At 42.2% G+C, this 23,338-nt stretch carries 20 protein-coding genes and 10 tRNA genes; 5 read left to right on the top strand and 25 right to left on the bottom strand.

Annotated elements, in window-relative coordinates:
- Nucleotides 1–41: 41 nt before the first annotated feature.
- Genes L1266_RS03515 through leuS form a run of 9 tightly spaced genes read right to left on the bottom strand, consistent with a single transcriptional unit; the run spans nt 42 to nt 9,439 of the window.
- Nucleotides 42–809, bottom strand: coding sequence for a septal ring lytic transglycosylase RlpA family protein (locus L1266_RS03515; protein WP_054551672.1), 768 nt, complete (start codon nt 807–809; stop codon nt 42–44).
- Nucleotides 809–1,915, bottom strand: coding sequence for a rod shape-determining protein RodA (rodA, locus tag L1266_RS03510; RefSeq protein WP_054551671.1), 1,107 nt, complete (start codon nt 1,913–1,915; stop codon nt 809–811). The genes L1266_RS03515 and rodA overlap by 1 nt, the downstream gene beginning before the upstream one ends.
- Nucleotides 1,912–3,792 (bottom strand): penicillin-binding protein 2, encoded by a 1,881-nt coding sequence (gene mrdA / locus L1266_RS03505; protein WP_138602636.1) that lies wholly within the window; start codon nt 3,790–3,792, stop codon nt 1,912–1,914. The genes rodA and mrdA overlap by 4 nt, the downstream gene beginning before the upstream one ends.
- Nucleotides 3,793–3,800: 8 nt before the next feature.
- A complete protein-coding gene (rlmH, locus tag L1266_RS03500; protein WP_036967350.1) occupies nt 3,801–4,271 on the bottom strand; it encodes a 23S rRNA (pseudouridine(1915)-N(3))-methyltransferase RlmH in 471 nt (156 codons plus the stop codon).
- Nucleotides 4,272–4,298: 27 nt separating this feature from the next.
- Nucleotides 4,299–4,616 (bottom strand): ribosome silencing factor, encoded by a 318-nt coding sequence (gene rsfS, locus L1266_RS03495; protein WP_054551669.1) that lies wholly within the window; start codon nt 4,614–4,616, stop codon nt 4,299–4,301.
- A 56-nt stretch (nt 4,617–4,672) separates the two neighbouring features.
- Nucleotides 4,673–5,308 carry a nicotinate-nucleotide adenylyltransferase gene (gene nadD, locus L1266_RS03490; RefSeq protein WP_235376999.1) on the bottom strand — a complete coding sequence of 212 codons (636 nt, stop codon included), beginning with the start codon at nt 5,306–5,308 and terminating at the stop codon, nt 4,673–4,675.
- 12 nt (nt 5,309–5,320) lie between these two features.
- A complete protein-coding gene (gene holA, locus L1266_RS03485; protein WP_235376866.1) occupies nt 5,321–6,361 on the bottom strand; it encodes a DNA polymerase III subunit delta in 1,041 nt (346 codons plus the stop codon).
- The gene (locus tag L1266_RS03480) at nt 6,361–6,849 is read right to left on the bottom strand and encodes an LPS-assembly lipoprotein LptE (RefSeq protein WP_062564351.1); all 489 of its coding nucleotides are present in this window, start codon (nt 6,847–6,849) and stop codon (nt 6,361–6,363) included. The genes holA and L1266_RS03480 overlap by 1 nt, the downstream gene beginning before the upstream one ends.
- 1 nt (nt 6,850) lies before the next feature.
- Entirely contained in the window at nt 6,851–9,439 is a 2,589-nt protein-coding gene (leuS, locus tag L1266_RS03475; RefSeq protein WP_235376864.1) for a leucine--tRNA ligase, read from the bottom strand.
- Nucleotides 9,440–9,625: 186 nt separating this feature from the next.
- Here leuS and L1266_RS03470 point away from each other — a divergent pair, with 186 nt between their 5' ends.
- The 4 genes from L1266_RS03470 (at nt 9,626) to L1266_RS03455 (ending at nt 14,173) form a co-directional block, all read left to right on the top strand.
- Nucleotides 9,626–10,084 (top strand): zinc ribbon-containing protein, encoded by a 459-nt coding sequence (locus L1266_RS03470; protein ID WP_054551664.1) that lies wholly within the window; start codon nt 9,626–9,628, stop codon nt 10,082–10,084.
- A gap of 69 nt (nt 10,085–10,153) precedes the next feature.
- Nucleotides 10,154–12,556: a Lon protease family protein gene (locus tag L1266_RS03465; RefSeq protein WP_062564353.1), complete on the top strand. Its 2,403-nt coding sequence runs from the start codon at nt 10,154–10,156 to the stop codon at nt 12,554–12,556.
- A complete protein-coding gene (locus L1266_RS03460; protein ID WP_235376862.1) occupies nt 12,553–13,029 on the top strand; it encodes an FKBP-type peptidyl-prolyl cis-trans isomerase in 477 nt (158 codons plus the stop codon). The genes L1266_RS03465 and L1266_RS03460 overlap by 4 nt, the downstream gene beginning before the upstream one ends.
- Before the next feature lie 229 nt (nt 13,030–13,258).
- The gene (locus L1266_RS03455; RefSeq protein ID WP_235376861.1) at nt 13,259–14,173 is read left to right on the top strand and encodes a hypothetical protein; all 915 of its coding nucleotides are present in this window, start codon (nt 13,259–13,261) and stop codon (nt 14,171–14,173) included.
- A gap of 95 nt (nt 14,174–14,268) precedes the next feature.
- On the opposite strand, the gene lnt is transcribed toward L1266_RS03455, so the two are convergent.
- The 5 genes from lnt to miaB are packed head-to-tail and all read right to left on the bottom strand — an operon-like array spanning nt 14,269 to nt 19,703.
- Nucleotides 14,269–15,816: an apolipoprotein N-acyltransferase gene (gene lnt / locus L1266_RS03450; RefSeq protein WP_235376860.1), complete on the bottom strand. Its 1,548-nt coding sequence runs from the start codon at nt 15,814–15,816 to the stop codon at nt 14,269–14,271.
- Nucleotides 15,797–16,681, bottom strand: a complete 885-nt coding sequence (gene corC / locus L1266_RS03445; protein WP_054551660.1) for a CNNM family magnesium/cobalt transport protein CorC — start codon at nt 16,679–16,681, stop codon at nt 15,797–15,799. Before corC ends, lnt begins: the two co-directional genes overlap by 20 nt.
- Nucleotides 16,682–16,703: 22 nt before the next feature.
- Complete coding sequence (gene ybeY, locus L1266_RS03440; RefSeq protein ID WP_054551659.1) at nt 16,704–17,159, bottom strand: rRNA maturation RNase YbeY; 456 nt, start codon at nt 17,157–17,159, stop codon at nt 16,704–16,706.
- A complete protein-coding gene (locus L1266_RS03435) occupies nt 17,156–18,208 on the bottom strand; it encodes a PhoH family protein (protein WP_054551658.1) in 1,053 nt (350 codons plus the stop codon). Before L1266_RS03435 ends, ybeY begins: the two co-directional genes overlap by 4 nt.
- Nucleotides 18,209–18,257: 49 nt before the next feature.
- Nucleotides 18,258–19,703: a tRNA (N6-isopentenyl adenosine(37)-C2)-methylthiotransferase MiaB gene (miaB, locus tag L1266_RS03430; protein WP_054551657.1), complete on the bottom strand. Its 1,446-nt coding sequence runs from the start codon at nt 19,701–19,703 to the stop codon at nt 18,258–18,260.
- A 258-nt stretch (nt 19,704–19,961) separates the two neighbouring features.
- On the opposite strand from miaB, the gene L1266_RS03425 reads away from it, so the two are divergent.
- On the top strand, nt 19,962–21,131 hold the full coding sequence (locus L1266_RS03425; RefSeq protein WP_235376859.1) for an FAD-dependent oxidoreductase: 1,170 nt from the start codon (nt 19,962–19,964) through the stop codon (nt 21,129–21,131).
- Between the two features lie 70 nt (nt 21,132–21,201).
- Here the strand turns inward: L1266_RS03425 and L1266_RS03420 are convergent, their stop codons facing one another.
- From L1266_RS03420 to L1266_RS03370, 11 genes are all read right to left on the bottom strand, one after another.
- Nucleotides 21,202–21,603 carry a hypothetical protein gene (locus L1266_RS03420; RefSeq protein WP_235376858.1) on the bottom strand — a complete coding sequence of 134 codons (402 nt, stop codon included), beginning with the start codon at nt 21,601–21,603 and terminating at the stop codon, nt 21,202–21,204.
- A gap of 276 nt (nt 21,604–21,879) precedes the next feature.
- Nucleotides 21,880–21,954: transfer RNA gene (locus tag L1266_RS03415), tRNA-Gln, on the bottom strand.
- Between the two features lie 38 nt (nt 21,955–21,992).
- Nucleotides 21,993–22,077: transfer RNA gene (locus tag L1266_RS03410), tRNA-Leu, on the bottom strand.
- A 66-nt stretch (nt 22,078–22,143) separates the two neighbouring features.
- Nucleotides 22,144–22,218 (bottom strand) — tRNA-Gln (locus L1266_RS03405).
- Between the two features lie 40 nt (nt 22,219–22,258).
- Nucleotides 22,259–22,343, bottom strand: a tRNA-Leu gene (locus L1266_RS03400).
- A 70-nt stretch (nt 22,344–22,413) separates the two neighbouring features.
- Nucleotides 22,414–22,488, bottom strand: a tRNA-Gln gene (locus tag L1266_RS03395).
- A gap of 40 nt (nt 22,489–22,528) precedes the next feature.
- A tRNA-Leu gene (locus L1266_RS03390) sits at nt 22,529–22,613 on the bottom strand.
- A 163-nt stretch (nt 22,614–22,776) separates the two neighbouring features.
- Nucleotides 22,777–22,853: transfer RNA gene (locus tag L1266_RS03385), tRNA-Met, on the bottom strand.
- Nucleotides 22,854–22,857: 4 nt separating this feature from the next.
- Nucleotides 22,858–22,932, bottom strand: a tRNA-Gln gene (locus L1266_RS03380).
- Nucleotides 22,933–22,968: 36 nt separating this feature from the next.
- Nucleotides 22,969–23,053, bottom strand: a tRNA-Leu gene (locus tag L1266_RS03375).
- Nucleotides 23,054–23,190: 137 nt separating this feature from the next.
- A tRNA-Met gene (locus L1266_RS03370) sits at nt 23,191–23,267 on the bottom strand.
- Nucleotides 23,268–23,338 lie beyond the last annotated feature (71 nt).

Genomic DNA, 23,338 nt, shown 5'->3' with positions numbered 1-23,338 from the left:
GGTTAAAGTTAAACATGTTGCGTTGACCTATTCTAAAGGTCTTACTCACTGTAAAGCAAGAACGCGTTCTGAAATTGGTTTTGTTTTAGCTTTTCTAAAACTGCTTGTGCTTCTGCGGCATCTTTTATTGGACCAAGACGTAACCGATAGATTCCATCTTTTTCAACAATGTTTGTTGGCACATGATATTGCTGACGAAGTTGAAACGCGAGCGCTTCAACATTAGCAAGAGTACTTCCCGCTGCAACCTGAATGTAGCTTAAACGAGGGGCAGAATTGGCAAGGGTAACAGCCTCAACCTTAACACGGGCTGTACCTTGTCGGTAATAACCTAATTTATAGGCCGCAGAATAAGATAAATCGATAATCCGGTCATCATGAAATGGGCCACGGTCGTTTACACGAACAATTACTGATTTTCCGTTATCTAAATTTGTTACTCTGGCAAAGCTCGGTAGCGGCAGTGTTTTATGAGCTGCTGTCATCGCAAACATATCGTACACTTCGCCGTTTGAGGTGTGATAATTGTGAAACTTTCGACCATACCACGAAGCAATGCCTTCTTCAGAGTAGCCAGTTTCATCGAGCATCGGCGTGTAGCGTTTACCACGGACTTCGTAAGGGCGACTAGCGCTTGCACTTTTAACAACCGCCGTGACTATGGCATCTTGCATTTCAAGTTCGGTTGGTTTTCGAAGCGGGGCTGCATCATGCTCCATAGCATAACGGCCTTGCTGAGATGAAGAACTACATGCTGCTAGCAGCACAGAAAATAACGCTATAAGTAAGTAATTGACTCGTTGTGTCATTATTTTAAAAGCATCCTTTTATCGGTGGCGATAGACATGATAATGCCAAATCCGGCCATCAAGGTCACCATTGAGGTGCCACCATAGCTTATTAGAGGTAACGGAACACCTACTACAGGCAGTAAGCCCGAAACCATGCCAATATTTACAAATACATAAACAAAGAAGGTCAGTGTTAATGCGCCGGCAAGCAGTTTACCAAACGCATCTTGCGCATTGACCGCAATATATAAGCCACGGCCAATAATAAACAAGTACATACAAAGTAATAAACAAACCCCAAACAGGCCAAACTCTTCGCTCAGTACAGAAAAGATAAAATCGGTATGACGCTCAGGTAAAAACTCTAATTGTGATTGGGTGCCTTGTAGCCAGCCTTTACCTTCAATGCCGCCAGAACCTATCGCAATTTTCGATTGAATAATGTGGTAACCCGAGCCAAGCGGGTCGCTTTCAGGATCTAAAAAGGTCAGTACCCGTTGTTTTTGATAATCAAGCATTACGTAATGCCAAAACGGCCATGCTGCCAAACCAACAGTAGCAGATAAAAAGCCAATAAGACGCCAACTTAGCCCAGATAAAAACAATACAAATATCCCTGAACTGGCAATCAAAATAGAGGTACCTAAGTCGGGTTGCTCTTTAATTAAAATGGTTGGCACCATTACAATCGCAAAGCCAATAATTAAATGAATGATTCTTGGCGGTAAATGGTTACGCCCGATATACCATGCAACCATCATTGGCACGGCTATTTTCATTAACTCTGACGGCTGGAAACGGGTCACTCCTAAATCAAGCCAACGCTGTGCGCCTTTTGAACTAACCCCAAATAACAACACCCCAACCAGCATCAAAAGCCCCACGCAGTAGAGCGGAATAACCATACTCTTTAATGTGTTAGGTGAAAACTGCGCGAGTATAAACATACCTAAGATAGCGCCAAACATACGTGTTGCGTGGCGTATCATCATTGCAGAGTCTTGGCCGCTAGCACTGTAAACAATTGCTAGGCTGGCTACCATCATCGTCATAAGGGCGATAAGGAGTGGTAAATCGAGGTGTAGGCGCTGCCAAATTGAGCGTTTTTTATTTAATGGGATCATGGCGCGTCACTTTGGGCTATTTGAATCGGGTTCGCTGAGAAGTAGTAATCCATTAATTGACGCGCAATAGGCGCACCAACTGTACTACCACCACCGGTGTTTTCAACCACCACAGAGACCACAATTTGTGGATCGTTATAGGGTGCAAAACCAACATAGATAGCGTTATCACGTTGGCGCTCTTTAAGTGATTTTGCGTCGTAACGCTCACCTTGAGCAATACTCACAACCTGAGCAGTACCTGTTTTACCTGCTGGGTCATAATTCGCCCCTTTAAATGCTTTATGTGCAGTACCTGTGACTTTATGTACGGTGTTGTGCATCGCATCTAGCGCAATTTGCCAATGATGTGGATTTTTTAATACTACAGGTGGCTTTTCATCATTATTAATTTGCGTTACTTCGTTTTCTTTTTTAGCGACTTGTACAAGGTGCGGAGGATGATCGAGTCCACGGTTCACTAATATGTTAGTTGCATTAGCTATTTGCATTGGTGTTGCGGTCCAATAACCTTGCCCGATACCTACAGAAATGGTGTCGCCGCGCCACCATGACTCTCTAAAGCGGGCTTCTTTCCATTCTCGCGATGGCATAATGGCAGATGTTTCTTCGTGAATATCGATTCCAGAGAGTTCGCCAAAGCCAAACTGCGTCATAAAGTCACTGATTTTGGTGATCCCTAAACGGTAAGCAACATCGTAAAAATAGGTATCGCATGACTCTTCAATAGCACGATAAACATCAACATGGCCATGGCCCCAACGTTTCCAGTCACGCCATTTGTGCTCCACGTTAGGAATTTGGAAAAAGCCCGGATCCCAAATTTGTGTTTGCTCGGTTACCAGTCCTTCTTCAAGGGCAAGAATTGACATATGAGGCTTAACCGTTGAGGCAGGTGCATAACGCCCTTGCGTGGTTCGGTTAATTAGCGGTCGGTCTGGGTTTAACAACTTTTTGTAATCTGTGCTGCTGATACCATGGACAAATAAATTCGGGTCATAACTTGGGTTGGAGTAAAGCGCTAAAACGCCGCCATCTTTAGCATCAAGCACTACAATGGCACCACGCATGTCTTTTAAGGCATGTTGAGCAATTTGTTGTAAGCCTATATCGAGAGTGAGTACTAAGTCGTGACCAGGCTCAGGTGGCGTGAGGCTTAAAGTGCGGATAACTCGGCCACGGTTATTCACTTCAACGCGCTGCGAACCAACCACACCATGAAGAAGTTCTTCGTAATACTTTTCGATACCCAGCTTACCAATGTCGTGGGTTGCACGGTAGTTCGTTGCTTGGTCTTCTGCTTCCAGTTTGGTGAGTTCTTTTTTGTTGAGTTTGGCAACATAACCTAGGGCATGGGTAAGGGTATCACCATAAGGGTAATAGCGAGCTAAACGCGCTTCGATACTAAAGCCAGGAAACTTATGCTGATTAACCGAGAACTTTGCAACTTCGGTTTCGTCTAAACGGGCTTTTAATACTTGGCTTTTAAAGCGGCGATTGTGCTTAATGTCATCTAGAAAGTCAGCTTTTTGTTGCTCAGTTATTTTAATAACTTTTTCAACTTCGCTCAGTGCCTCTTCAAGGTTATCAACTTCCTCGGGTATTACTTCTAAATTATAAACAGGTTTGTTTTCAGCCAGTAATACGCCATTTCTGTCGTAAATAAGCCCACGGTTAGGGGCAATTGGAATAACTTTGATGCGGTTATCGTTCGAACGTGTTTGATAATCTTGATGTTCGATAACTTGGATGTTGTATAGGTTAGATAACAACACACCAATTAACAGTGTAACAAACACAAAACCCACAAATGCTCGGCGAGCAAACAAGTTTGCTTCAGCCGAGTGGTCTCGAATCGTGGGTCTGTGTTTTCGCATTGGCTTTACTACTCGCGATGATAAGGGTGGTTGTTATTCAAGCTCCAGCCTCGGTATAGGCTTTCTGCAACAATGATGCGCACTAGCGGGTGCGGTAGTGTCAGGTTTGATAATGACCACTTTTGCTCAGACGCTGCAATACACTCAGGTGCTAAGCCTTCTGGTCCACCAATCAATAAGCTAACATCGCGACCATCAAGCTGCCACTTTTCCATACTTTTTGCCAGCTGATGGGTATCCATTGGTTTACCCGTCACCTCTAGCGTTACAATGCGGTTACCTTTAGGGATCGCAGCTAGGGTCTTTTCGCCTTCAAGTTGTAAAATACGTTTGATATCCGCATTTTTACCACGTTTACCTGCGGGGATTTCAATTAGCTCAAGAGGCATATCACGCGGGAAGCGACGTTGATATTCTGTGAATCCGGTTTCAACCCATGCTGGCATTTTGGTGCCAACAGCAATCAATTGTATTTTCAAAATGGTTACCTATGTCCTTGCTAAGGGTTAGCCCCAAAGTTTCTCTAGATCATAGAAGTCGCGAGTTTGGTCTTGCATAACATGCACAACCACATCACCTAGGTCTACAAGCACCCATTCACCTTCGTTTTGGCCTTCGTAACCGAGAGGTTCTTCACCAGCATGGCGTGCTTCTTTAGCAACATGATCAGCAATAGATTGTACATGGCGTTTAGAGTTACCTGAGCACACTAACATGTAATCAGTAATGTCAGACTTACCACGAACATCAAGCTGTACCACATCACGGGCTTTCATATCGTCGACTTTATCAAGGGCAAATGCGAGTAGTTGTTTAGAATCCAAAGTGTTTTCTCAAAAATAAATAATCTTAATTTGTTATTTTATCACGCAGGCAGTATTTATTCATCTGTTTGGTAAAGATGATGCTGCGCAATATAGTGACTTACATTGGTAGGTAAAAGTTCCGCTATATCATTATTTAAATGCAGCTTTTTTCTTATTTCGCTTGAGGCGGCATTAACTTGTAAGCCATTTAAAAAGAATAACTTACCCGCAGGGGCTTGTTGTAGCTGGCTAAGTTGCTCTGTTACGGCATTCTCTTTATAAGCTGCAAGTTCACCAGATACTTGGCAGTGCTGCCCCGGACGCTGGTACACCACAATATGACAAAGTTTGACAATTTCTTGCCATTTAAACCATTTATCTAGGCTATTGAATGAGTCCATGCCGATTAAAAACATAATCGGCGCTGCTGGGTTTTCTGCACGAAGCTCTTCTAAACTCAGCAAAGAATAAGACGCACCTTCTCGGTTTAGTTCGCGGTAATCGATAGCAAAATGCGGATTGTCGTCAATCGCAAGTTTTAGCATATTAATGCGATGCTCATTACTTATTCCTGGCTTGGCTTTATGAGCAGGAATAGCACAAGGCATGAAGTAAAGGGTATCGAGTTGGCACTGCTGAACACACTGCTGGGCCATATTAATATGACCTAAGTGAATTGGATCAAAGGTGCCACCAAAAATAGCAATCATCAATTGTTACTCTTAGTTAAAGACCGGGTGGCAAGGTAAAGGTATCGCCACAGGTTGGCAAAACACTAAGCATATTTGCATTAATGCTTGGTAGGGGGCTACAAGGTTGCCTTGTTTATATGCGGCATCAAACTGAGCTAATTGTTTGGTAATTTGTTCGAGTACTTGGATGTTCAAGCGGTTTAAGGCCTGTTGTACAACAGCTTGTTGGTTTTTCCAAATATTATACTTTTTGTATAAATCAGCCATATTGGCACCATTCAAGCGCCCGTGTTGCATTGCCAGTAAGTTAGCTGCTTCTTTATTGATGGCCCAAAAAATACTCATGGCTTCAGTGTTATCGGCAGCCAGCTTAGTCATTACTTTAACTGCTTGTTCGGCGTGGCCATTTAATAAAGCATCACTCAAATCAAAAATATCAAATTTTGACTGATTTAGTAGCCCTTGCATCACAGCTTGTTGGTCAATTAGCTCACTACCATAAAGCAAAGACAGTTTTTCTAACTCTTGATGACAGGCAAGTAAATTTCCTTCAGTGGCATCAATTAAGCTTTGTTTCGCGTTGTTATGAAGGTTTAAGTTTAAACGGTAGCATTGCTCATCTAACCAGCGGCTCAGGTGATTACCTGTTAATGGGTAACAAGGAACAAATAAGCCTTGCTTATCGAGGGCTTTAAACCAAGCACTGCGTTGAATATCTTGGCTGGCTTTGGCACCTTTTAAAACCAAAATAGTATCGGGGTTAGCAAGCTCAACAAGCTGCTTAAAGATTTGGCTGCCTTGCGTACCAGGTTTTTGCTCGTTTAAATCAAACTCAATTAAGGTACGAGCGCTGAACAGTGACATACTTTGATATTGAGCAACAATTTCTTGCCAATCAAAACCCGGCATTAAGGTAAATTTGATTACCTCGTCAAAGCCTTGCTGTTTAGCTGCTTGGCGAATTTGCATGATGCACTGAGCAATTTGATAAGGCTCTTCACCAAACACCATGTAAAAAGGCGCGAGGCCTTTTTTTAACTGGCTAGGAAGCTGGTTTGCATAACAACGCATTACAGTTGTGATAACTCACGAACAATACGACGACTCGCTTGCTTACGAATTTCGCCTAATAGCAAATCAAGCTCTTTTGCTTTTGCAAGGGCATTGTCTGGGTCGTCTTGGTAGTTACGATACAATTCAAAGCTTTGATTAATCGCTTTTTGTCCAGGGCGCTTCAGGGTATAGCTTACGCTGTAGGCAAGTTCATATTCAGCAACCTGACCATTATCAAACAATGACAGAATTTGACGCTCTAAACGATCTCTGTGAATCTTTAACTCAGGATGTTTACCAACTTGGTTAAGCTCAACTTTACTCGCAATCAGTTCTTTTTCGACTAATTCGAATAAGGCTGACTTTTCATCATCACCAACAAGGGTGATTACTTTCAAGTCGTCAGGCAAGTTAGAGGCTTTCTTTAAGTGAAAGCCACAACTTGTCAGCAGTAAACAGACTAGCGCAAGGGCTAGTCCGTTTTTCAGTGCTTGAAGCGCTGCCATCTTAGTTAGCAACCACGTTAAGTAGTTTGCCAGGTACGTAAATTACTTTACGGATAGTCGCGCCTTCAGTGAACTTAGTCACGTTTTCTTCAGCAAATGCTAATGCTTCAACTTGCTCTTTGGTTGCATCTGCAGGCACTGTTAACTTAGCACGTAGCTTACCGTTAACTTGTACAATGATTAGCTTCTCATCTTCAACAAGTGCTGACTCATCAACTGTTGGCCATGCTGCATCTAAGATATCGCCTTCTTTGCCAAGGTCTTGCCATAACTGGTGACACATGTGCGGTGTGATAGGCGCAAGCATGATAAGTAATGCTTCAAGTGCTTCATTAGCAATTGCCACATCTTGTTTATCAGCAAGTGGTGCTTTAAGTAACTTGTTCGAGATTTCCATGATTGCAGCGATTGCAGTGTTGAACGTTTGACGACGTTCAACGTCATCAGTCACTTTTGCAATTGCTTTATGAAGTTCACGACGAAGTACTTTTTGGTCGTTATTTAACGCTGATTTATCAAGCGCTTGATAACCTACTGTTTCAACATCAACAGCGTATTTCCAAATACGTTTTAAGAAACGCATTGCACCTTCAACACCTGAATCAGACCATTCAAGAGTTTGCTCTGGTGGTGCAGTGAACATCATGAATAAACGAACTGTATCTGCACCGTACTGGGCGATAACTTGTTGCGGGTCGATACCGTTGTTTTTCGATTTCGACATTTTGCTCATGCCCGCAGAAAATACCGGCTCGCCATCTTCTTTGTGCCACGCTTTAACAACACGACCTTTGTCGTCTGTTTCAGTTTGAACGTCTGTTGGTGAAATCCAGATATCACCGCCTTTCTCATCTTTACGATAGAAAGTATCAGCTAGTACCATGCCTTGACATAATAAGCGCTCAAATGGCTCATCTGAGTTTACTAAACCAAAGTCACGTAATAGTTTGTGGAAGAAACGCGAGTAAAGTAAGTGCAAGATTGCATGCTCAATACCACCAATGTATTGGTTTACTGGTAACCAGTAATTTGCAGCACCTGGCTCGATCATGCCTTCGTCAAAACGTGGGCTACAGTAACGAGCGTAGTACCAAGACGACTCCATGAAGGTATCGAAGGTATCAGTTTCGTGGAATGCAGGCGCGCCATTTACCGTTGTTTTAGCCCACTCAGGATCAGCTTTGATTGGTGAAGTCACACCATTCATAACTACGTCTTCTGGTAAGCGAACTGGTAGCATGTCTTCTGTTGCTGCAAGCTCATCACCATTTTCGTCGCTAAGCATTGGGATTGGAGAGCCCCAGTAACGCTGACGGCTAACACCCCAGTCACGTAGACGGAAATTAACTTTACGCTCACCTACACCCAGCGCTTCTAGTTTGTCTGCAACGGCATTAAACGCTGCTTCAAATTCAAGGCCATCGAACTCACCCGAGTTAACTAACACGCCTTTTTCTGTGTAAGCATGGTTGTCTAAATCAACCGTTTCTTCAGAACCTGCAGCTGGCGCGATAACTTGAGCAATCTCAAGGCCATACGCTGTTGCAAACTCGTAGTCACGTTGGTCGTGCGCAGGAACAGCCATAACAGCGCCTGAGCCGTAATCCATTAATACGAAGTTAGCGACCCAAATTGGTACTTGCTTACCTGTTAATGGATGAATAGCATAAAAGCCAGTTGCAATGCCTTTTTTGTCCATGGTTGCCATGTCTGCTTCAGCGATTTTCGTGTTTTTACACTCATCAACAAACATAGCTACAGCGTCGCTGTTTTTAGCGGCTTCTTGTGCAATTGGGTGACCGGCAGCAACCGCTACATACGTCACACCCATGAAGGTATCTGGGCGCGTTGTATAAACACTGAATGTATCTTCGTTATCTGCACGCTTAAATTCGATTTCTAAACCTTCAGAGCGACCAATCCAGTTGCGCTGCATGGTTTTAACTTGCTCAGGCCAGTGGTCAAGTTTATCTAAATCGTCTAGTAGCTCTTGTGCGTAATCAGTGATTTTGATGAACCATTGTGGAATTTCTTTTTGCTCAACAATTGCACCTGAACGCCAACCACGACCATCAATAACTTGTTCGTTAGCAAGTACAGTTTGGTCAACTGGATCCCAGTTAACTGTTGACATCTTTTTGTATACTAAGCCTTTTTCGTAAAGCTTAGTGAAGAACCACTGTTCCCACTTGTAGTATTCTGGGTGACATGTTGCGATTTCACGATCCCAGTCGTAACCAAAACCTAGTTGCTTTAACTGGTTACGCATGTAATCGATGTTTTCGTAAGTCCACTTAGCAGGGGCCGTGTTGTTTTTAATTGCTGCATTTTCAGCTGGTAGACCAAACGCATCCCAACCCATAGGTTGCATTACGTTTTTGCCTTGCAAGCGTTGGAAGCGTGATACTACGTCACCAATGGTGTAGTTACGAACGTGACCCATGTGGAGTCGGCCGCTTGGGTATGGGAACATAGATAGGCAGTAATACTTTTCTTTGCTCTCATCTTCAGTGACTTTAAATACTTGGTTTTCTTCCCAATAGGCTTGTACTTTTGACTCAATGTCTTGCGGGTTATATTGCTCTTGCATCTACGATTCCAGACTTCTTGCAAATTAATAAAAAATTGTCGATAAGGATAACCCAAAATACATGCTAATCACAGCGGCAAATAGGCGCTTTTGTTAATTTTCCAAGGAAATATATTTTCAGGGCAGGTTAACCTATACTCAACTAGAATAACGGTTGATTTTTCATCATTTTTGAAGGAGTAAACGATGGCAGATTATAAATCTTGGCTTAGCGATTTAAGTGCATGGCTCAAAGACGTAAAAGATCATGAGCTAAAAGATGCAATGGAAAAATTTGTTGAATCAGAGCAAGCACTTAAAGACTTAGGGCAAGAAAAGCTCAATCAGTATCGTGACTATCTACAACGCGATATCGACCACATCAAAGAAAACGACAGTCACTATGATTCACTCGCATGGCTCGAGCTTAAAGAGTCGCTTTGGTACGAGTTATCGCACATTGAAGATAAAACTCAGCTCGAATGGCAGGCCTTAAACCAAGATTTTCAACACAATGGTGTTTATCAGGAAGGAGAATGGATAGCCATGGGCACATTAGTATGTAAAAATTGTCAGCATAGTTACGATGTTTACCATGCTACGCAAATTACTCCTTGTACTGAATGTGGCGGTATTTATTTTCGCCGTAAGGCATTACAACCTTAATCAGTGACGCAGGCTTGTGCTGGGCGTTACCTATAATGCCCAGTCAAGACTGGGAAATAAGAAGTTAGAATGACAAAAAAACTAATCCCTCTACCTATTTCTGCGTTAGCGCCTAAGATTGCAGCAAGTCATGTTGCGACTTGTATGCAAAACCCATATCCAGAAGCGTTGCCATTTATTGGTCAGCAACGTGCACAAAGTGCCCTCGACTTTTCACTCGGCATGGAATTACCGGGTTACAATGTTTATGTGATGGGTGAAGCGGCTCATGGTCGTTACACCTTAGTAAAAGACAAACTCACAGCCCATTCAAAAGACCGCCCAACGCCTAATGAGTGGTTGTATGTTAACAACTATGATGACCACCGCGAGCCAATCGCGTTATTCATGCAAGCAGGCCAATCAAAGCAGTTAGCTGACGATATAGATTCATTTATCGACGAAGTACTCGATACATTCCCAGCGGCTTTTGATAACCCAGGTTATCAACGCAAGAAAAAGTCAATCGACCGTGAGTTTACCGATACTTACGATGCGGCAATTACTGCTGTTGAAATTGCAGCACTTGAGCAAAGTGTGGCACTGATTGAAGAAAATGGTGTTGTGGGATTTGCGCCTTTAGTGAATGGTAAACAACTGAGCGACAGTGAATTTTCAGCCCTTGATGAGCCACTGCGTATCGAATTTTATGAGGTTATCGAAAAGCTTGAAGATGCGTTAATCGAAGCATTAATTGAGCTTCCTCGTTGGAAGCGAGAGTCATCTGAAAAACTGCGTAACCTTAAAAAATCAACTGCTGAGCTTGCCACTAAGCCACTCATTAAAGCCCTTGAACATAAATACGCGACGCACATCGGTGTGTTGCGTTATTTAAAAGATATTCGTGAAGAAATCATTGATGCGGTACTTGAATGGCTCGACGATGATGAAAACGACGAAAATAAAGAAGACTTTGACCGTAAAGGGATGCTCACAGACTTCTTTGCGCCAAATATTCTAGTCGAATACAAAGAGGGCGATGCAGCCCCTGTGGTGTATGAGCCAAACCCGACCTTTGGCAATATTTTCGGCAAAATTGAATATGCGACCTCACAAGGCTCGCTTATCACCAGTTACCGTTCAATTCAGCCAGGTGCACTGCACCGTGCTAATGGTGGCTATTTGATTATGGATGCTGAAAAAGTCATGGCGAACCCACAAGTGTGGGATGGCCTTAAGCTTTCTCTAAAAACGCATCAAATCAAAAACGACTTACCCTATCAAGACAGCTCTGTGGGAAGTAGCTTTACGTTACGTCCGCAGCTTATTCCTCTTGATGTAAAAATAGTGCTGCTAGGCTCTCGCGACCTTTATTACACCATTGGTGAATATGACGAAGAGTTTGCAGAGTTATTCCGTGTACTTGCTGACTTTGATTATTACTTACCAAGTAGCGATAAACTGCAATATCAGTTCATTACCAAGGTGACTGAATATTGTCAGCAAACACTTAATTGCACCGTAAATGAAGCTGCAATGGCAAGATTACTAAAGTTTAGTTATCGCCAAGCTGAGCACCATAACAAGCTCTCAGCTCGCTTTGCAGATGTATTAGAGTTAGTGGCAGAAGCCAGTTTTTATGCCAAACAAGATGGCCAAACCGTGATTGATGCTCATCACATAGATGAAGCCATTGTTGGTAAGCAATACCGCACAGGGCAAATTTCAGAAACTATGCTGAGTGATATCAAAGAAGGGCAAATTTTAATTGCAACCGAAGGTCACGCAGTGGGCAAAGTAAATGGCTTAACTGTGCTGCACATTGGCGATACCTCATTTGGTACACCTGCACGCATAACAGCCACTGTATACGCAGGTGCAGATGGCGTAATTGACGTTGAACGTGAAGCCGAGCTGGGTAAAGCCATTCACTCAAAAGGGGTGATGCTATTAACCGGTTACTTAGGTAATAAGTATGCTCAGCAATTTAGCCTAACGCTCAGTGCCAATATCGCAATAGAGCAAAGCTATGGCTACATCGACGGTGATAGCGCCTCATTAGCAGAGCTCTGTGCGCTTATATCAGCCATTACAAACTTACCTATTAGCCAATCTATTGCACTGACAGGTTCAATTAACCAGCATGGTGATGTGCAATCAATTGGTGGTGTAAACGAGAAAATAGAAGGCTTCTTCAAGCTTTGTAAAATGCGTGGCTTAACCGGTGAGCAAGGGGTGATTATTCCTAAATCAAACCAAGTTAATTTAGTGCTTGATGACGAAGTACTCGATGCGGTTGAAAAAGGGCGCTTTAATATTTATGCCGTTGAAACGGTTGATCAAGCTCTCAGCTTATTAATGGATAAAGACGCAGGTGAAATGACCGCAGAAGGTTACCCTGAAGGCTCTATTAACGCGCTAGCCTTAGCAAGGCTTGCCAATATTGCAGATATCGTAAATGGCGACAATGACGATGAGAAGGACGCAGAATGATTAATTTAATACTTTTACTGATCATTGGTATTTTTTGTTTTTTAATCTTTAAAAATAGTAAAAAAGCGAAGCTACAAGCCCTTGAAAATGAAAAACTCGCCGCGGACTTTTTAGCGAATAATAGTAAAGCTGACGATGTTCATGAAACCGCATCTGGGCTGCAATACAAAATTGAGCAAAGTTCTGGTAATGACACAAAGCCAAGTGCAACCAGTAAAGTAAAGGTTCACTATCACGGTACGCTTATGGATGGCAGTGTTTTTGACAGTTCAGTGGTAAGAAACTCACCAATTAGCTTTGGTTTAAACCAAGTCATTGCAGGCTGGACCGAAGGCTTACAACTCATGAGCGAAGGAGATAAATTTACCTTTTATATCCCGCCTCAGCTTGCTTACGGCCGTAAACGCGTCGGCAGTATTCCAGCAGGCTCGCTACTTATATTTGATGTAGAGTTGATAAAGATTAATGAATAAATATCTTTTTTAGCAATTTATCGTTTTGTTCGCTGACTTTCAGATTTTAGGAATATTCTGATTGTATATGTATATGTATATGTATATGTATATGTATATGTATATGTATATGTATATGTATATGTATATGTATATGTATATGTATATGTATATGTATATGTATATGTATATGTATATGTATATGTAGATGGTTTTATTTATTTCGTTTTTAAAATATAAGGGATTTTTTATGAACAAAATTATAATGTTATTGATTGTTGGTCTTTTTACTGGTGTATCTTTGTCTGTATTTGGTCAGGCAAATGTTGAAATTTGTAACAATTGTTCAAAGAGCCAACAAGAAAGAGTAGCAAGGTTTAGTACTAATTATAATACTGAAGCAATAATTGTTGTTGATATGATCAATGAACGGGCTACAAAGTTCGATACCTACTACTCTGAGGACCGCTTTGGTGAACCAGTTGCAGATGTTTATGAAACTAGCTTGAGCAGTAATGAGCTTCACGATTTAGCGCTCCTTTACGAATATCGGAAAGAATTAGTCCGTGTGGTAACACAGGCTTCTGAAAAAAGCATGCTCGCTCAAGGGACAAACATGCGGAAAAATAATCATACGACCATGCAATCTAGCCCCAGCTCTAATGATAATTATGCGTTAGGAAAGGAAATAGATGTAAAAGGTAGTCCGTATGATTTTTTAGTGTACAGTTTTGTTCGAAATGATGTTTATGATTTTTATTTTGGCGGGAAAACGTCTGGACTCACCAGAATATTGTCACAAACAATGCGAACAATTAAGTTTCCTAATATGAATAAGTTAGAGGTATACGTCCGTATAAACTTTTACAGTGATGATTTAGCACAGACTGGAAATGGCTTTATTAGTGTAACGTTAGATCAAACAACAGAGTCATTCAATATCTTAGGTGGTAGAGATGGGGACAATAATTCCATCCCACTAAATCGTAGTCAGGTAAATGGAAAAGGATTCGTATTTTCAAATGGTGGCGGTGAGCAGGTTAAATTCGGATACTATATTCTTTCATTTGGTGGCGGTGGCGGTGGCGGTGGCGGTGGTGGCGGCTGTCGAGTTGTTAAAACTGAAACTAAGGGAAATAGAACAATTTATACTTATCAATGCTAGTATTGAGATTGGTTTTCTGGTTTTGAACCACCTACTTAGTAGGTGGTTGTCGGTTAAGATTTGACCAAAAATTATTAATGTTCATTTCTTAGGTGTTATTTCTTAACCCTAACAAATACACCAACAGCACTCAGTAATATCACTACTGCCCACACTGGCCAATTGCCGTATTGGCTATAGATACTATCGCCTTTAATCAAAGTGATATTGGCCTCAAGTACATCCGCTTTAAATTGTGGCATAGATAATTGTGATTTAGCGATAGGGTCGTAAACGGCGCTAATACCGTTATTCGTCACGCGGATTAGCGGGCGCTGTAACTCTAAGGCGCGCATACGCGCTATTTGCATGTGCTGATGCGGGCCATGTGAGTCACCGAACCATGCATCGTTACTCACAGTGAATAAAATGTCGGAGTCACTGCGATAATTACCACGAACTAAGTCGGCAAAGGCAATTTCATAGCAAATAGCCGGTAAAATATTTAAACCATTTGCGCGTAAATTGTTTTGCACTTCATCACCGCGAGTGAAAGATGACATAGGTAAATCAAACAGTGGCGCAATTGGACGCAAGAAGTCCTGAAACGGCACAAATTCACCAATAGGTAATAACTGATGCTTTTGGTAGCGGTTTTTACCTAAATATTGATAGTGGCCTTCGCTGTCATCGTGTTCTTTTTTACCAAGCACTATTAAGGTATTAAAAATGTTACGTGTGTCGTATTGGTAATCAACGATACCGGTAATAAGTGCTGTGTCATTAAACGTTGCAGCACTATCAAGGCCTGTTAAATACTCGGTTGATAATGCTTCAAGCTCCGGCACAGCAGCTTCTGGCCAAACAATTAAATCAGCATTCCAATGCAGGCGAGTCATATCTTGGTATTTGCTCATCGTCGTCCAAAACTCAGACGGCTCAAAGCGAAGATGCTGTTTAATATTACCCTGCACCAGTACAGTTTTAATAGTTTTATCTTGGTAGTGTAGCTGGCTGCTGCTTGCAATCGTATATAAGCCAGCTAATAGGGCTACAGAGGCGATAAGAGGTTTACCATCTTTATTTGCTAGGCGATATAAAGCAAATGCAATAAGCACGCATACCTGTGTAATACCAAACTCGCCAATTACTGGGGCTAAAAAATTGAGTGGGCTATCGGTTTGTGTGTAACCAAAGCTCAACCACGGAAAGCCTGTTAGCAATGTGCCACGTAAGTACTCTGTAGTAGCTACAGCGGCAAGTAACCAACATATAAAGCTGTATGGGCCTGTAGCAAGGCGTGTTGCCAGCCAAGTAGCTAATGCAGGATAAAGGGCTAAATAAGCACAAAGCAGCACCATTAACGAAAGTGATGCGATTAATGGCATGCCACCAAAGGTCGCTATTGATACATGCACCCAGCTTATACCTGCACCAAACCAACCTAAACCAAATATAAAGCCATATTTAGCACTTTGCTTAGCTGCTAATTTACCGTTTGCGAGAGGGTTAATGCAGTAGAGTAGAGCACCAATGGAAAGAAAAGTTATAAACCATAGGTTATAGGGGGCGTAACTCAAGGTTAAAAAGAGGCCCGCAACAAGTGCGAGCCAGGCTTTTTTATCTTTTGCAAGGTGACTTAGGTTAGTTAGCAGTTTCTTCACTGTCGTTATCATCAGCCTTTGGAATGGTGACTTGCAATTGTAAGATACGGCGGTTATCTGCGTTAGTGACTTTAAATTGTAAGCCTTCTACCTCGATTGTTTCACCACGACTTGGCATGTGACCAAATGCATGTAAAACAATACCACCTATAGTGTCAGCATCTGAGGTGCTGTAACCAGTTTTAAAATACTCGTTAAAGTCATCAACTTCAGTCAGTGCTTGCACAGCGTAAACGTGCTTTGCAACTTGGCGAATATCTTGTAGGTCTTCACTTTCATCGTGCTCGTCTTCGATTTCACCCACGATGATTTCAAGGATATCTTCGATAGTGACAAGACCAGACACACCACCATACTCATCAATAACAATCGCCATGTGGTAACGTTGTTGACGGAACTCATTAAGCAGCGTGTCTACACGTTTACTTTCAGGCACTACAACTGCAGGACGCAAATATTCACGTAAAGAAGGCAGTTGCTCATCTTTGTTGATGATCAGTGGTAATAAATCTTTTGCTAATAAAATACCTTCAACATGGTCTTTGTCTTCACATACCACGGGAAAACGTGAATGTGTTGAATCAACCATCATAGGTAATAGCTCTTCTAATGGTGTATCAACCTCTAAGGTTACCATTTGCGAGCGTGGGATCATGATGTCCCGCACTTTTAGCTCTGATACACCTAGCACCCCTTCAATCATATCTTTGGTTTCAGGGTCGATAAGGTCGCGTTCTTGCGCATCGGCAATTACTTCTACCAGCTCTTCTCTATTCTGGGGTTCCCCTTGCAACATTTGGGCTATGCGGCCCAGCCACGTTTTGCCAGAAGAACCCTGGCTAGTTTGCGAGTTGTCGTCGCTCATTGCGTCTAATTGCTCCGTTAATTTAAATATCGTCTCGATATGGGTCAGCGATGTTCAGATCGGCAAGTAATTGCTTTTCTATGCTTTCCATTTCAAGTGCATCTTCGTCCTTTATATGGTCAAATCCAAGTAAATGCAAGCATCCATGGATAACCATATGGGCAAAATGGTCGTGAAAGGTTTTTTCTTGCTCAATTGACTCGGCTAAAACAATAGCTGGGCAAATGATTAAATCACCCACTAAAGGTAACTCAATGCCCGGTGGTGCTTCAAATGGAAAAGATAAGACATTAGTCGGTTTATCTTTGCCGCGGTAATCATTGTTGAGCTGCTGGCTTTGTGCTTCATCGCTGATCACTATAGTCAGCTCTGCATCTTCACGGTAGTTGCTAAGGGCCTTGTCAGCCCATAGCTGGAATTGTTCAAAGCTTGGTAAGTCGTCAAACTCACAGGCTATTTGTAAATCTAATTCGGTCACGAGTTTGCTTCTTGTTGGTTTGCTTGCGCTTCTTTCGCACGTTGCTTCTCTGCACGTTTTAAACGTTCTGCTTCATCGTTTCGCTCATAAGCTTCAACGATACGAGCAACAACCGGGTGGCGAACCACATCGTGTGATTGGAAGAAGTTAAAGCTAATTTCATCGACACCGTTTAATACTTCGATGGCATGACGTAGGCCTGAGCGGGCACCGCGTGGTAAATCGACTTGTGTAATATCACCGGTGATCACCGCTTTTGAATTAAAACCAATACGGGTTAAGAACATTTTCATTTGTTCTGCTGTGGTGTTTTGGCTTTCATCGAGAATAATAAACGCGTCATTTAGCGTACGACCACGCATGTAAGCAAGTGGCGCAACTTCAATCACGTTTTTCTCAATTAGCTTTTCTACACGCTCAAAACCCAGCATTTCAAATAATGCATCGTATAGAGGGCGTAAATACGGGTCGATTTTTTGGCTTAAGTCACCTGGTAAAAAGCCTAGTTTTTCACCAGCTTCAACCGCAGGTCGAGTTAATAAAATACGGCGAATTTCTTGACGCTCTAAGGCATCAACGGCTGCAGCAACCGCTAAATAAGTTTTACCTGTACCGGCTGGGCCAATACCAAAGGTAATATCGTGGTGCAAAATATTTGCAACATACACGCCTTGATTATCATTGCGCGGTTTAATAACGCCACGGCGAGTTTTAATCACCATGTCTTTGCCATATACACCTGGGTTTTCATCTTGCTCAAGCGCATTTGATTCGCTAATTGCCAAATGTACGGCTTCAGGTTCAATCTCGCCAATCAGGCCGCGAATAGGTTGAGTTTCAATATAGAGGTTTTTTAGTATCTCAACAGCCGCTGCTGCAAGGTGCAGTTTACCGGTTACTCTGAAGAAATTATCACGGTGTGCAATCTCAACACCAAGGCGGCGTTCAATTTGCTTAATGTTTTCGTCAAACGGACCACATAAAGATGAAAGGCGTTTGTTGTCGGCGGGTTCTAAATAAATCTCTAATGTTTTTAACTGATTACTCAAAATTGCTTCCTATTGATGGGTGCAGGCTGTGCCTGCACCAAGTGTCACCCTAAGGTACGAAAGTAGCAACGCCAATTTCGTTAGGGGCCGTAGCGGCCTCAGCTTCAGCAGCTTTATTTAAAATAGCTGAAGGTGCCACATCACGGCGTAAGTTCATTTCTGATTCTGTACGAATTAATTCACCACGTAAAGAGTTTGGCAATGCTTCTGTAATACGTACATCAACGAATTGACCGATCACTGAGTGAGGGCCTTCAAAGTTAACCACTCGGTTGTTCTCAGTACGGCCACGTAATTCCATTGGGTTCTTCTTAGAAGGACCTTCAACTAGGATACGCTGTTCTGTATCAAACATTTGGCGGCTGATTTGCTGCGCCATTTGCGTGATACGGTTTTGCAGAATGTATAAACGTTCTTTTTTCTCTTGCTCTGTTACGTCATCTGGTAAATCAGCAGCAGGCGTACCAGGGCGCGCACTGTAGATGAAGCTAAAGCTCATATCAAAACCAATGTCATTGATAAGGTTCATAGTTGCTTCAAAGTCCGCTTTGCTTTCGCCTGGGAAACCAATGATGAAGTCTGAAGACATGCTTAGGTTAGGGCGAATTTTACGTAACTTACGAATCGTAGATTTGTACTCGAGTGCAGTGTGACCACGTTTCATAAGGTTAAGAACACGGTCTGAACCACTTTGCACTGGTAAGTGTAGGTGGTCAACAAGCTCAGGTACGTCTGCGTACGCATCAATGATATCTGGCGTAAATTCTACTGGGTGCGATGTGGTATAACGAATGCGGTCAATACCGTCAATCGCAGCGACATAACGTAATAAATCAGAGAAGTAACAAATTTCACCGTCGTGAGTTTCACCACGATACGCATTTACGTTTTGACCAAGTAGGTTTACTTCGCGAACACCTTGCTCTGCAAGTTGGGCAACTTCAAGTAATACGTCATCAAGAGGGCGGCTTACTTCTTCACCACGCGTATAAGGCACTACGCAGAATGTACAGTATTTAGAACAACCTTCCATAATTGATACAAACGCAGTAGGGCCTTCCGCTTTTGGCTCAGGTAAACGGTCGAACTTTTCAATCTCAGGGAATGAAACGTCAACTACCGAGCTGCTGTCACCACTTTGCACTTGCTTAATCATTTCTGGTAAGCGGTGTAATGTTTGCGGGCCAAAGATTACATCAACAAACGGTGCACGTTGACGAATTGAATCACCTTCTTGCGATGCAACACAGCCACCAACACCAATGATTAACTCTGGTTTGTCGTCTTTTAATAGTTTCCAACGGCCTAGCTGATGGAATACTTTCTCTTGTGCCTTTTCACGGATTGAACAGGTATTGAGTAAGATCACGTCAGCGTCTTCAGCTTCTTCAGTTAACTGATAGCCGTTAGTCGCATCTAGTAGATCAGCCATTTTCTGAGAGTCGTACTCGTTCATCTGACAACCCCAGGTTTTAATATGCAGCTTTTTACTCATTGAAATATAGCCTCGTTTTCAATTCGGTAGTGACACAAAAATGTGTTAGAAACAGGATTAAGTGGCAAGTATGCCGACTTAAAGGACGCGTATTTTAGCTGGATACCCGCACAGATCCAAGTATAGTTTTTATCTTTGTGGTGTGAAATCAAACAAGTCACTGTTTTGAAATTCATAAGCGGTAAATGCACTGACACGCAATATTGAATTACGTTACAATTTATCCCGTATTTAAATAGCCAAATGAGCGAATATTAAATGAATAAAAATAAGGTAATTGTTGTCGGTGGCGGCATGGTAGGTGCTGCTACTGCTGTAAAACTGGCCAAGCAGGGTAGGGATGTCACCGTTATCGAAAAGCACCTTATCGATGCTGATCATATTTTAAGCTCAGATAAGGTAGATATTCGCATTTCGGCTATTAATCGTTTTTCAGAAAATTTACTCGATGAGCTTGGTGCAATGCCGTTACTAAGACAAAATCGTATCGCACCTTATCAACAATTAGAGGCCTACCAGCAACAAGGCGAGAATTTATTGTTTGATTGCCATGAAATTGGCGAAACGCATTTAGGTCATTTAATCGAAAATAATTTAATTCAAGCAAGTCTTTGGCAGCAATTCGCCAAGTACAATATCGAAGTGATAGAGCAACTAACAGCCATTACGGATATTACTCAAACGGCTGATTCAATCACCTTACATTATGGCGATACTCAATATACCGCTGATTTAGTTGTTGCTGCAGATGGTGGACAGTCACAATTGCGAACTAAAGCTGGTTTAGGTGTAACGGGTTGGCAATATGGCCAGCATTGCATGGGCGTGTTAATCAAATTAGATGCCCCGCAGCAGGTAAAAACGTGGCAACAATTTACGCCAAGCGGCCCAGTAGCATTTTTACCGATGCAGGCGCCTTATGCTAATTTAATTTGTTATCACGATGCTGCGGTTTTAAAGCAGTGGCAAAAGTTGTCGAATGAGCAACTTAAAGCAAAACTCATTGAACATTTTCCTGAACTACCGGGCGACTTTGAATTACTTGAGCATGCTGTTTTTCCACTTGCACGCCAACACGCCAATGATTACTCGTACGGACGTTTAGTTTTAGTGGGTGATTCGGCGCACACAATTAACCCGCTTGCTGGGCAAGGTGTGAACCTAGGCTTTCAAGATGTGGTAGCACTGGCAGATATTTTGGCAGATCAACCTGATGTTGGTCAGCAAGCATTATTAAAGCGCTACGAGAAAAAACGCCGCCACGCTAATTTACTAATGATGAGCATGATGGATGCATGTTATTTTGGTTTTTCAAACGAGATTAAACCACTGAGCTGGGTGCGCAGTAAGTTTTTAAAGCTTGCTAATAACACAGGCCCTGCAAAGAACTGGGTTTTAAAATATGCGATTAGCGGGACATTAAGTTAAATTCATTGTTTTAAAAATTTAAATTTTGAAGTACAAGTGCCTAATAGCACTTGTACCTTACAGCTTACTTTTAATTCCAATTGCCACTTCTAGAGTACATATACTCCGCATCTGCACACCAATTTACATCAGCCCATGTGTAGTCTGTGTAATAAATTTTATCTACACATCCTCTTACTGAACTCTCAACTTTGTATACATCAACTAAACAAGTAGTGCCAGTACAATCAGCAACGCTTGCACTGTTGTAAGTACCGCTAAATACCCATTCAACGCGTGAAACTTCTTTAGAGGTATTAACCTTAAAAGCAACTTTCGGTGCCCAGTTAGGATTTGTCTCACCACCAAAACAATGATTTTGGGTATAGTTATCGTAAGCCATTGTATCTACGTAGCACGATACAGAATTTGCAAAGGCATTTGTAGCAAATAGACCACTAACTAGCGTTAAAATTGTAAATAACTTTTTCATATAACTTTCCTTATTAGAATATAAGCTCGTTTTTTGAGCACTTTTAGAGTATCAATAAGGGTAGCTTTGTCAATAAAAAGTTGCATAAAAGTTAATTTTTTTGATTCTTTCTTATTGGGAATATTTATTTAGTCAGAAATTAGAAGTCAGAAATTAGAAGTCAGAAATTAGAAGTCAGAAATTAGAAGTCAGAAATTAGAAGTCAGAAATTAGAAGTCAGAAATTAGAAGTCAGAAATTAGAAGTCAGAAATTATATGTTTAAAAAGGGAGTTAGTTGGCTGGGATACCAGGATTTGAACCTGGGAATGGCAGGATCAAAACCTGCTGCCTTACCGCTTGGCGATATCCCAACGCTAAACTTGAAGAGTTTTAGTTCTACTTAAGAACATGGTGCGGAAGGAGAGACTTGAACTCTCACAACCGAAGTTACTGGAACCTAAATCCAGCGCGTCTACCAATTCCGCCACTCCCGCATCATAAGGTTTGCTAATTTAAACTCTTAGCGTGAGTTTTCTTACTCACTCTCTTGGTAGAGAAAGTGGCTGGGATACCAGGATTTGAACCTGGGAATGGCAGGATCAAAACCTGCTGCCTTACCGCTTGGCGATATCCCAACAAAGAATAATTTGATAGTTTGAGTTCTTATCAAGAACATGGTGCGGAAGGAGAGACTTGAACTCTCACAACCGAAGTTACTGGAACCTAAATCCAGCGCGTCTACCAATTCCGCCACTCCCGCATCATTCGTACTAATGTACTGGTAGTTATTTTAGACTCTTCATTGAGCATTCTTTGACACTTTGAGAAAGTGGCTGGGATACCAGGATTTGAACCTGGGAATGGCAGGATCAAAACCTGCTGCCTTACCGCTTGGCGATATCCCAACAAAGAATAATTTGATAGTTTTGGTTCTTATCAAGAACATGGTGCGGAAGGAGAGACTTGAACTCTCACAACCGAAGTTACTGGAACCTAAATCCAGCGCGTCTACCAATTCCGCCACTCCCGCATACCTTTTGCGCTTGTAGTAAGGGAACCTAAATCCAGCGTCTTAATCAAGACATCGGCCAATTCCGCTACTCCGCATCATTCGTACTAAAAGTACTGGTAGTTATTTTAAACTCTTCATTGAGTGCAGCTTTAACTCCTGCAGAGCCATTCTTAAGAAAGAATGGTGGCTAAGACGGGATTTGAACCTGTGACCCCATCATTATGAGTGATGTGCTCTAACCAACTGAGCTACTTAGCCATCGTGGCTGGGATACCAGGATTTGAACCTGGGAATGGCAGGATCAAAACCTGCTGCCTTACCGCTTGGCGATATCCCAACAAAAGCTTGATAGTTTGAGTTCTTATCAAGAACATGGTGCGGAAGGAGAGACTTGAACTCTCACAACCGAAGTTACTGGAACCTAAATCCAGCGCGTCTACCAATTCCGCCACTCCCGCATACCTTTTGCGTTCGTAGTAAGGGAACCTAAATCCAGCGTCTTAATCAAGACATCGGCCAATTCCGCCACTCCCGCATCATTCGTACTTAAAGTACTGGTAGTTATTTTAAACTCTTCATTGAGCAACAAAAGGAATGGTGGCTAAGACGGGATTTGAACCTGTGACCCCATCATTATGAGTGATGTGCTCTAACCAACTGAGCTACTTAGCCATCTTTTTTGTTAGCACTTCATCGCTGAGTGCGGGGCGTATTATGCTGATATGACCTAAATCCGTCAACAC

The organism is Pseudoalteromonas sp. Cn5-37, assembly GCF_021532495.1.
GTDB lineage: Bacteria > Pseudomonadota > Gammaproteobacteria > Enterobacterales > Alteromonadaceae > Pseudoalteromonas > Pseudoalteromonas simplex.
Note: the sequence above shows the minus strand (reverse complement) of the source record. Positions and strands in the feature narration are given on the sequence as shown.

Coding starts and splice junctions, on each gene's coding strand:
- L1266_RS03515 (WP_054551672.1), bottom strand. CDS start 809: ATGACACAACGAGTCAATTACTTACTTATAGCGTTATTTTCTGTGCTG.
- rodA (WP_054551671.1), bottom strand. CDS start 1,915: ATGATCCCATTAAATAAAAAACGCTCAATTTGGCAGCGCCTACACCTC.
- mrdA (WP_138602636.1), bottom strand. CDS start 3,792: ATGCGAAAACACAGACCCACGATTCGAGACCACTCGGCTGAAGCAAAC.
- nadD (WP_235376999.1), bottom strand. CDS start 5,308: ATGATTGCTATTTTTGGTGGCACCTTTGATCCAATTCACTTAGGTCAT.
- holA (WP_235376866.1), bottom strand. CDS start 6,361: ATGCGTTGTTATGCAAACCAGCTTCCTAGCCAGTTAAAAAAAGGCCTC.
- L1266_RS03480 (WP_062564351.1), bottom strand. CDS start 6,849: ATGGCAGCGCTTCAAGCACTGAAAAACGGACTAGCCCTTGCGCTAGTC.
- leuS (WP_235376864.1), bottom strand. CDS start 9,439: ATGCAAGAGCAATATAACCCGCAAGACATTGAGTCAAAAGTACAAGCC.
- L1266_RS03470 (WP_054551664.1), top strand. CDS start 9,626: ATGGCAGATTATAAATCTTGGCTTAGCGATTTAAGTGCATGGCTCAAA.
- L1266_RS03465 (WP_062564353.1), top strand. CDS start 10,154: ATGACAAAAAAACTAATCCCTCTACCTATTTCTGCGTTAGCGCCTAAG.
- L1266_RS03460 (WP_235376862.1), top strand. CDS start 12,553: ATGATTAATTTAATACTTTTACTGATCATTGGTATTTTTTGTTTTTTA.
- L1266_RS03455 (WP_235376861.1), top strand. CDS start 13,259: ATGAACAAAATTATAATGTTATTGATTGTTGGTCTTTTTACTGGTGTA.
- corC (WP_054551660.1), bottom strand. CDS start 16,681: ATGAGCGACGACAACTCGCAAACTAGCCAGGGTTCTTCTGGCAAAACG.
- miaB (WP_054551657.1), bottom strand. CDS start 19,703: ATGAGTAAAAAGCTGCATATTAAAACCTGGGGTTGTCAGATGAACGAG.
- L1266_RS03425 (WP_235376859.1), top strand. CDS start 19,962: ATGAATAAAAATAAGGTAATTGTTGTCGGTGGCGGCATGGTAGGTGCT.
- L1266_RS03420 (WP_235376858.1), bottom strand. CDS start 21,603: ATGAAAAAGTTATTTACAATTTTAACGCTAGTTAGTGGTCTATTTGCT.